Source organism: Faecalibacterium tardum (genome assembly GCF_040096515.1).
Classification (GTDB): domain Bacteria; phylum Bacillota; class Clostridia; order Oscillospirales; family Ruminococcaceae; genus Faecalibacterium; species Faecalibacterium tardum.
The window spans coordinates 26,102-34,798 of the sequence record NZ_JBBMEO010000023.1 but is presented as its reverse complement, the minus strand read 5'-3'; the positions used below and the strand labels follow the sequence as shown (position 1 = coordinate 34,798).

The following is an 8,697-nucleotide window of genomic DNA, read 5'->3' as shown; positions in this document are numbered from 1 at the left end:
TTCCAACACGAATATAGGTTCCGTTACAAGTTCTTTCGATATTGTTCAATTTTCAAGGTCCTGTGCGCCTTAGCCTTAGCGGCTGACGACTTGATTATTTTACCACAGAAGCGGTTTTTTGTCAAGCACTTTTTTTGAGAAGCTTTTGAAGTTTTACGAACTTAAATCGCTCAGCAGTTTCTCGGTGCTAACCGGAACATTTGAACGTTCATTGGTTCTTTTCAAGGGCTTCCTGCTGAGGCTTCAGAAGTCATTCTTTTGTCTCAGCGCTTGGCGCTCAAGTATAATACCACACACCGGGGCGCTTGTCAACACTTTTTGACATCTTTTTTCCAATTTCTTTGCGGGACAAATATCCCCCTGTTTTTCTCATATTATAATAACCGCCTTTTCTTGACAAGGCGGCGGGCAGAACGTATTATGGTGTCATCCCAGTATCCTGTATTATGTAGCTATCCTTATTATATAAAGGAGAAACGCCATGTCCTGTGTCAACATCCGCGGCTGCCGCATCGGGGAGGGCCGCCCCAAGGTCATTCTGCCCATCGTGGAGCGCACCGAAGCTGCTATTCTGGAAAAGGCCGCACAGTTTTCAACATTGTCGGCCGATTGTGTGGAATGGCGGGCAGACTGGTTCGAAGGCTTTCAGTCCCCCGCTGCCATTGCCCGCTGCGTACAGAAGCTGCGGGTCGCCCTGCGGGACAAGCTTCTGCTGGTCACCTTCCGCACCAAGGCAGAGGGCGGTGAGCAGGCGCTCTCCCATCCCGAATACCTTGCCTTTCTGCGCCTGATCCTCGACACTGACTGCGCCGACCTGCTGGATATCGAGTTCTTCACCGCCGGGGCAGACCTGCCCGCACTGGTGGAACAGGCGCATTCCGCCGGGGTAGCGGTAGTGTGTTCCAGCCACGATTTTGCCAAGACCCCGCCCCGGGCAGAGCTCGTCTCCCGCATGGTGCAGATGCAGCAGGCCGGAGCCGACCTGCCCAAGCTGGCCGTGATGCCCCAGTGCCGCACCGATGTACTGGAACTGCTGGCCGCCACCGCTGAGATGGCAGACCTTCACCCGGAAACGCCGGTCATTACCATGAGCATGGGGGCGCTGGGCGCGGTGAGCCGTCTGGCTGGGGAGGCCTTTGGCTCTGCCATGACCTTTGCAAACCCCGGGCAGGCCAGTGCGCCGGGACAGGTTTCGCTTGACATCGTAAATGAAGTGCTGGATGCACTGCATTTGTAACCAATAAATCGGAATTCTATGGAGAGATGGTATGAGGATATTAGATTTGTTTTCGTGGCTTCCTGCGAAAGAAATTAGCATAGAAGAAATTGAGAAAATATTTATGGATGATATGAAAGGCATTCCAAATGGTACGTACAGTGTTAGTTACGGGATTCCAAATGATGCAAATGCTAATGTATCAAATTGTGTCAAGGAATTACTGGCTGAAGAGAAGAATGTAGCTTGTTTGAAGAAGGAGAATGTCATTATAGCTGTTATAGGTTATAAAGAAGGCTGAAAACTGGAATTTTAAGAGGAGGGATGTATTATGAATATAGGATTTTGGTCATGTATAATTTGGGCTATACCATCTGTAATTATAGGTGTTTTGTTTGCGATTTTTAAGGAAAAAGCAGCAAAATTTGTTTCAGGATTTAATTCGTTTTCTAAAAAAGAACAGGCATTGTATGATAAAGCTCATATCTCTCGTGATATAAGAAATCAGTGCTTTATATGGGCTGCTATAATGTTGGCAGGCGCATTATTATCCTGCTTTTTAACCCCATATATGGCTATACCAACCTATATTATTTGGTTAGTTCTGTTTTTTAGGGAAGTCCACTTTGATAATCATAAAGCGTTTGAAAAATATTTGTTAAAGTAAATTCCAGTTTGTCGCACATTCCGCCTAAAACATAAACCGGAACGATCCTCCCTTTTTCGGGTGGATCGTTCCGGTTTTTATGTTATATTGAAAATCGTTTTATGCCAGCTTAGCTTCCAGACGCTCACGGATGGCCTTGATAAAGCCCTCGCTGTCCACGGCGGTGGGGGTGATGCCCTCTGCCAGACCGCACAGATCCTTAGTCATGATGCCCTCGTTCAGGGTCTGCAGACTTGCGGCTTCCAGCGCCTCGCCAAAGTGCACCAACTCCGGCAGGTTATCCAGCTCGCCGCGCTTCTTGAAGGCGCCGGACCATGCAAAGATGGTAGCCATGGGGTTGGTGGAGGTCTTTTCGCCCTTCAGATACTTATAATAATGGCGGGTAACGGTACCGTGGGCGGCCTCGTACTCGTACTTGCCGTCCGGGCTGACCAGCACACTGGTCATCATGGCCAGCGAGCCAAAGGCGGTGGAGACCATATCGCTCATCACATCGCCGTCGTAGTTCTTGCAGGCCCAGACAAAGCCGCCCTCGCTGCGGATGACACGCGCCACGATATCATCGATCAGACTGTAGAAATAGGTGATGCCGGCAGCTTCAAACTTTTCCTTGTACTCGGCATCATAGGTCTCTTGGAAGATGTCCTTGAAGGTGTGGTCGTACTTCTTGGAGATGGTATCCTTTGCGCCGAACCACAGATCCTGCTTCACATCCAGTGCGTAGTTGAAGCAGCTGCGGGCAAAGCTGCGGATGGAATCGTCCTTGTTGTACTGGCCCTGCAGCACACCGGCACCCTCAAAGTCAAAGACGGTGGCGCGCTGCTGGCTGCCGTCTGCGCCGGTGAACACCAGCTCTGCCTTGCCTGCACCGGGAATGCGGAACTCAGTGCACTTATACACATCGCCGTAGGCATGGCGGGCGATGGTGATAGGCTTTTTCCAGTTCTTGACCACCGGCTGGATGCTGTCGATCATAATGGGTGCGCGGAACACGGTGCCGTCCAGCACAGCGCGGATGGTGCCGTTGGGGCTCTTCCACATCTCGTGCAGCTTGTACTCCTCCACGCGCTGAGCGTTGGGGGTGATGGTGGCGCACTTGACCGACACGCCATACTTCTTGTTGGCGAGGGCGGCATCCATGGTCACCTGATCTGCAGTGGCATCGCGGTTGGGCAGACCCAGATCGTAGTACTCGGTCTTGAGATCCACAAAGGGGAGGATCAGCTCGTCCTTGATCATCTTCCACAGGATGCGGGTCATCTCGTCGCCGTCCATCTCCACCAGCGGGGTCTTCATCTTGATCTTTTCCATAGCAGGGTTCCCTTTCCTCTATTGTTTTTGTATTTTATGCCCCGGGTCGGGGCGTTCCGGTTATTTGCGGTAGGCGTCTGCCAGCTTTTCAAAGGCGGGCAGGCTGCGCTTTACCTTTTCGGTGTCGATGCAGTAGGCAAGGCGCACATAGCCCTTTACCCCAAAGCTGTCGCTGGGCACCAGCAGCAGGTCGAATTCCCGGGCTTTCCGGCAGAAGGCGTTGGCGTCCTCTTCCAGTGCCTTGGGGAAGATGTAAAAGGTGCCGCCCGGGCGCTCCACTTCAAAGCCCAGCGCGGTGAGTTTTTCGTACAGCAGTTCCATGTTGGTCTGGTAGACTGAAAGGTCGCTGGTCACCTTCTGGCAGCGGCTGACCGCCCGCTGGATGATGCTGGGCGGGCAGTTGTGGCCGGTAAAGCGGGAGATCTGGCTCATCATGTCCACAAGGATATCCTCGCCCTCGCACCCCGGGCGCACCGCCACATAGCCCAGACGCTCGCCGGGCAGGCTCAGGCTCTTGGAGTAGGAGAAGCAGGTCAGAGTGTGGGGGTAGAACGCTGCCGGATAAGGCACGGTCTTGCCGTCGAAAACGATGTCCCGGTAGGGCTCGTCACTGACCAGAAAGATATTGTGTCCGTACCGGGCGCTTTTTTCGGTCAGAATCGCCGCCATGCGGGTCAGGGTGTCGGCAGAGTAGACCACGCCGGTGGGGTTGTTAGGGGTGTTGATGAGCACGCAGGTGACCTTTTCGGTCAGCATCTGCGCAAAGGCATCCAGATTGGGCTGGAAAGTGGGTGCCTGCGGCGGCACCACCCGCAGCACCGCGCCGGTGCCCGCCACATAGGGGCCGTACTCCGGGAAGTAAGGCGCAAAGGTCAGCACCTCGTCCCCGGGCTGGGTCACCGCCCGGATGGCATGGGCGATAGCACCCGCCGCGCCGGTGGTGGGGAAGATGTGCTTTTGCGCGTAGGGCAGACCGAAGGTCTCGGTCAGATGCGCCGCCACAGCGGTGCGGAAGCCCGGGTCGCCCTGACTGGGGCAATAGCCGTGCAGGCTTACCGGCTCCTCCTGTGCCAGCAGGGTCTGCATGGCTTCGGTGAACTCCGGCGGGCAGGGCACGCTGGGGTTGCCCAGTGAATAATCGAACACATTCTCGCTGCCGATCTGGGCAGCGCGCTGTCTGCCATACATGAAGGTCTCGCGGATGACGCTTTTGTTGTTCAGCATGGCGCGGTAGGTCTCGTTCAGCATACTACTTTCCCTCTGCTTTCCTTATGGCAACACCGCACAATTCCCGCCTTACGGCTTAAGCACCACTCCGGCGGCCGCGGCACGGCATCTGCGTTGCCAAAATGCTCGATAATACATAAAGTATTATCTGTGCTTTTGGCTTAGCATCTGCCGCACCTCACTCGCCGTATCGGCACTTAGAATTATGCGGTATTGCCTTATATCGCAAAGCCTGTGCGGGACGGCTCCCCCTCATTTATGAGCCGCAGCCGTATAGCTCTGTTCCAGCTTGATGATGCAGTTATAGGTGGGGTCCTGCTCTTTGATAAACTGCTCCATCTGGGTCAGCAGTTCCACCTTGTCCCCGGCATAGCCCGCGGGGAGCACCAGATCGAAAAGCACATTGGTGTGGGTCTTGCCCGGCACGATGCGCAGGTCGTGCAGTGAGAGCGCCGGGTCCAGCTGGCGCAGCTTTTCGGTCAGACGGCTGCGCAGCACCCCCACGGCGGCGTCCGAGGTGACGATGGGGTCATAGTGGATGGTCACCATCAGATGGTCGTGCTTCATAAAGTCCCGCTCGATGTTGTCGATCAGGTCGTGCGCTTCCAGCGGGTCCTGCTCGGCGGGCAGCTCCACATGGATGGACGCAAACTGATGGCCGGGGCCGTAGTCGTGCACCATCAGGTCATGTACGCCCAGCACGCCGGGATAACCCATCACGGTCTGTTCGATATGCTCCACAAGATCCTCGCTGGGGCTTTCGCCCAGCAGCGGGCTCAGGGTATCCATCACCAGTCCCCAGCCGGAGATCAGGATGAACACCGCCACGCCCACGCCCATCAGACCGTCCAGCACGTCCCAGCCGGTCACCCGGCAGAGGATGGCAGCCACCAGCACGGCGGCGGTGCTCAGCACATCGTTGCGGCTGTCGGCGGCAGTGGCGATGAGGGTCTCGGAGGAAATGATACGGCCAATGGTGCGGTTGAAGCCGCTCATCCACAGCTTGACCAGAATGGACACCACCAGCACCGCCACGGTCAGCCAGCCGAACTGCACCGGGGTGGGGTGCAGCACCTTGACCACCGACTCCTTCAGCAGGGAAAAACCGATGCCCAGAATGGTCACGCTGACCACCAGCCCCGCCAGATACTCAAAGCGGGCATGACCGTAGGGATGCTCGGCATCCGGTGCCTTGGCGGCCAGCTTGAAGCCCACCAGACTGACGATATTGGAGGAAGCATCTGAAAGGTTGTTCAGTGCATCGGCAGTGATGGCGATAGAGCCGAACAGGGTGCCCACCACAAACTTGCCCAGACAGAGCAGGATATTGCACACCATGCCCACCACACTGGCCAGATTGCCGTAGGCGGCGCGGACGCGGGAATCCTGCGGAGAATTGGGACGGCGTATAAACAGACGAATCAAAAGCTGCGTCATAAAAGCTCCTTTCAGGCTGCGCATTTTCAGCGCACCCAATGTCCTTCTAGTATAGCATTTTACTTTATGGTTTTAAAGGCGTTTCAAAAATTTCATCCCATTACGCCGGATATCAAACCGGGTTGCAGCACAAAAAGCCCCGGCGGCCATGCGGTCGCCGGGGCTTTTCGGAGATTTTGGGACTGTCTGTTCACAGTCTCTTGTAATTAAGGAGGAGTGCTCAGGTTTTTATCACAGGATCGGGCTTTCGAGGTCGCCGGTATCAGCGATGCCGTGCTTCTCGGCGTAGCCGGTCAGCATCAGGGTCAGCGCGCCGTCACCGGTCACGTTGCAAGCGGTGCCGAAGCTGTCCTGCAGGGCGAAGATGGCCAGCATCAGAGCAGTACCGGCGTTGTCGAACATCAGAACACCGGTGATCAGACCCAGAGAAGCCATGACAGTGCCGCCGGGCACGCCGGGTGCGCCGATCGCGAAGATGCCGAGCAGCAGGCAGAACAGGATCATGGTGCCAACGCTGGGCAGCTTGCCGTACAGGATCTTGGAAACGGTCATGCAGAAGAACACCTCAGTCAGCACAGAGCCGCACAGGTGGATATTTGCAAACAGGGGGATGCCAAAGCTGACCATGTCCTTACGCAGGACCTTGCTCTTGCGGGCGCACTCCAGCGCCACACCCAGCGTAGCAGCACTGGACATGGTACCGACAGCGGTCAGGTAAGCGGGGCCGTAGTGACGCAGCACTTCCCAAGGGTTCTTGCCGGAATACGCACCGGCCAGCAGGTACAGCACAGCCAGCCAGATGTAGTGACCGGCCATAACGATGACGATGATCTGCAGGAAGGCGGGCAGCTGATGGGTGATGGTGCCCTCGTAGCTCAGGCCGCAGAAGGTGGCGGCAATGTAGAAGGGCAGAACGGGGATGATGACCTTGCTCACGATGTCCAGCACGATGTTCTGGAACTCGGCCAAAAAGTCGCAGGTCAGCTTGCTGTTGGTCCAGGTGGCAGCCAGACCCACCAGAACGCTCAGCACCAGAGCGCTCATGACGCTCATGATCTGGGGAATGTTCAGCTCAAAGACGACGCCCGGCAGCTCGCGCAGACCGGCAACATTGTTGTCGATGGACAGGTGGGGGATCAGGCCGTAGCCTGCGCCCATGCTCATGAAGGCTGCGCAGACAGAGGACACATAGGCGATGACGATGGCCACTGCCAGCAGGCGGGAGGCGTTTTTGCCAAGCTTTGTAATGGACGGGGCAATGAAGCCGATGATGATCAGCGGCACACAGAAGGTAATGAGCTGACCCATGATGTACTGCAGGGTCACCACAACGCCCATGGTGCTCTCGTTGAACAGCTGTCCAAGGATGATACCAACAAAAATGCCCAGCAAAAGCCGGAAGGGCAGACTATTGAATAGCTTTTTCATGACTTTAGTACCTCTTTCTTTTTGCCCCGGAAAGGGGACCGGGTGGGGAGACTTATTCCGTCTCCGGGAGGTGTTTGTTCAGCATCAGATCAAGGATCACGCTGTCGCTGGTGCCGTGGGTGCTCAGGGTGGCAAAGTTGTCCAGCGTATATTCCACATTGTGCTCCACGATGCCATCGGTGCTCTGCACCCGCACGCCGCGCACGCCCATGGCAGCTGCCTGACAGGCGGCGTTGACGCAGGTAGAAATCTTCAGTGCACAGTCGGCCTTTGCGCCATCGCATACCATGCCGGTGACGTTGCCCACCATGTTCTGGATGGTGCAGCATACCTCGTGGTAGCCACCGCCCAGCAGATAGGCAATGCCGCAGGCTGCGCCGGTGGCGGCTACGGTTGCACCGCAAAGGTTGCTCAGGCGGCCAAACTTGGCCTTGATGCGGATCGCGATCAGGTTGGAAAGGGTCACGGCGCGGAGCATCTTCTCCTCGTCGATGTCCAGCCAGCGGGCAGTTGCCACCACAGGCATAGTAGCCGTGATGCCCTGATTGCCGCTGCCGGAGTTTGCCACAACAGAGACCGGCGCGCCTGCCATGCGGGCATCCGCACCGGCAGAAGCGATGACCATGGCGTTGGTGGTCAGGTCGCGGGTCATCAGACCCTTGCGGCAGTTCAGCTCCAGATTGCGGCCAATGGCAAGGCCGTATTCCTTGGAAAGACCCTCGTTGCTGATGGTCGTGTTCACCTGTACGGCGCTGCGGATGATGTCGATGGGGTCGTGCAGGGGGTCCAGCTCCTCAGTGCAGTAATCCCAGATGGAGCGGACGGTCAGAAATTCTGCGATCTGCTCCGGGGTCACCATATCACTGTCCCCTGCTGCGGCGGGGTCGGTGTGCTGCTTGTCCAGCGTAGCTACACCGTCCTGCTCCACCAGCACCACATTGGTGTGCAGATCCCGCACCACCGCGCGGCCGGTGTGGCCGTCGGCAGTAACAACCACCTCAACGTAGAGCTTCTGCGGCACCTGTGCCACCTCTACCTTGACCTTGCCTGCCTTGACAAGGGCTGCGGCTTCTTCCATCTGCTCCCGGGGCACATAGTTCATGACCTCCAGCAGGTGGACGGGGTCACCGCCTACGGCACCAATGGCGGCGGCGTAATCCATGCCCTGATACGAGGTGCCCGGAATGCCTGCCGACATGGCGTTTTTGATAATGTTGATGCTGGCGCGGACGGTCACGGCTTCTACCCGTGTGCCGCCCGCCTTGCGGAGTGCTGCGCCCGCCTCTGCGGCGGTGAGAGCGACTGCGCCGGGCTCCGTACAGCCGGTGGCCAGCTCCATCTCACTGTTCAGGATGCGAACGAACATCTGTTTATCCATTTGGTTCACCGTTTCTTTTCTTCCCGTGCGGGG

At 56.7% G+C, this 8,697-nt stretch carries 8 protein-coding genes; 3 read left to right on the top strand and 5 right to left on the bottom strand.

Annotated features, from left to right (window positions below; translation table 11 throughout):
* The first annotated feature begins 481 nt into the window (after positions 1-481).
* The 3 genes from aroD to WMO44_RS11465 are packed head-to-tail and all read left to right on the top strand — an operon-like array spanning position 482 to position 1,883.
* Positions 482-1,237: a type I 3-dehydroquinate dehydratase gene (aroD, locus tag WMO44_RS11475; RefSeq protein WP_349152668.1), complete on the top strand. Its 756-nt coding sequence runs from the start codon at positions 482-484 to the stop codon at positions 1,235-1,237.
* A 31-nt stretch (positions 1,238-1,268) separates the two neighbouring features.
* Positions 1,269-1,517 (top strand): hypothetical protein, encoded by a 249-nt coding sequence (locus WMO44_RS11470; RefSeq protein WP_178037734.1) that lies wholly within the window; start codon positions 1,269-1,271, stop codon positions 1,515-1,517.
* A gap of 30 nt (positions 1,518-1,547) precedes the next feature.
* Complete coding sequence (locus WMO44_RS11465; RefSeq protein ID WP_349152667.1) at positions 1,548-1,883, top strand: DUF3784 domain-containing protein; 336 nt, start codon at positions 1,548-1,550, stop codon at positions 1,881-1,883.
* Between the two features lie 99 nt (positions 1,884-1,982).
* On the opposite strand, the gene WMO44_RS11460 is transcribed toward WMO44_RS11465, so the two are convergent.
* The 5 genes from WMO44_RS11460 to WMO44_RS11440 form a co-directional block, all read right to left on the bottom strand.
* Positions 1,983-3,194, bottom strand: coding sequence for an NADP-dependent isocitrate dehydrogenase (locus tag WMO44_RS11460; protein WP_349152666.1), 1,212 nt, complete (start codon positions 3,192-3,194; stop codon positions 1,983-1,985).
* A 60-nt stretch (positions 3,195-3,254) separates the two neighbouring features.
* On the bottom strand, positions 3,255-4,442 hold the full coding sequence (locus WMO44_RS11455) for a pyridoxal phosphate-dependent aminotransferase (protein ID WP_349152665.1): 1,188 nt from the start codon (positions 4,440-4,442) through the stop codon (positions 3,255-3,257).
* A gap of 231 nt (positions 4,443-4,673) precedes the next feature.
* Entirely contained in the window at positions 4,674-5,858 is a 1,185-nt protein-coding gene (locus WMO44_RS11450) for a cation diffusion facilitator family transporter (RefSeq protein WP_349152664.1), read from the bottom strand.
* Positions 5,859-6,089: 231 nt separating this feature from the next.
* Positions 6,090-7,286: a dicarboxylate/amino acid:cation symporter gene (locus WMO44_RS11445; protein WP_005925505.1), complete on the bottom strand. Its 1,197-nt coding sequence runs from the start codon at positions 7,284-7,286 to the stop codon at positions 6,090-6,092.
* Positions 7,287-7,338: 52 nt separating this feature from the next.
* Positions 7,339-8,664: an L-cysteine desulfidase family protein gene (locus WMO44_RS11440; protein ID WP_349152663.1), complete on the bottom strand. Its 1,326-nt coding sequence runs from the start codon at positions 8,662-8,664 to the stop codon at positions 7,339-7,341.
* Between the last annotated feature and the right edge of the window lie 33 nt (positions 8,665-8,697).

Excerpts from the sequence above, each read along its gene's own strand:
- aroD (WP_349152668.1), top strand. The coding sequence starts at position 482 with ATGTCCTGTGTCAACATCCGCGGCTGCCGCATCGGGGAGGGCCGCCCC.
- WMO44_RS11470 (WP_178037734.1), top strand. The coding sequence starts at position 1,269 with ATGAGGATATTAGATTTGTTTTCGTGGCTTCCTGCGAAAGAAATTAGC.
- WMO44_RS11465 (WP_349152667.1), top strand. The coding sequence starts at position 1,548 with ATGAATATAGGATTTTGGTCATGTATAATTTGGGCTATACCATCTGTA.
- WMO44_RS11460 (WP_349152666.1), bottom strand. The coding sequence starts at position 3,194 with ATGGAAAAGATCAAGATGAAGACCCCGCTGGTGGAGATGGACGGCGAC.
- WMO44_RS11455 (WP_349152665.1), bottom strand. The coding sequence starts at position 4,442 with ATGCTGAACGAGACCTACCGCGCCATGCTGAACAACAAAAGCGTCATC.
- WMO44_RS11450 (WP_349152664.1), bottom strand. The coding sequence starts at position 5,858 with ATGACGCAGCTTTTGATTCGTCTGTTTATACGCCGTCCCAATTCTCCG.
- WMO44_RS11445 (WP_005925505.1), bottom strand. The coding sequence starts at position 7,286 with ATGAAAAAGCTATTCAATAGTCTGCCCTTCCGGCTTTTGCTGGGCATT.
- WMO44_RS11440 (WP_349152663.1), bottom strand. The coding sequence starts at position 8,664 with ATGGATAAACAGATGTTCGTTCGCATCCTGAACAGTGAGATGGAGCTG.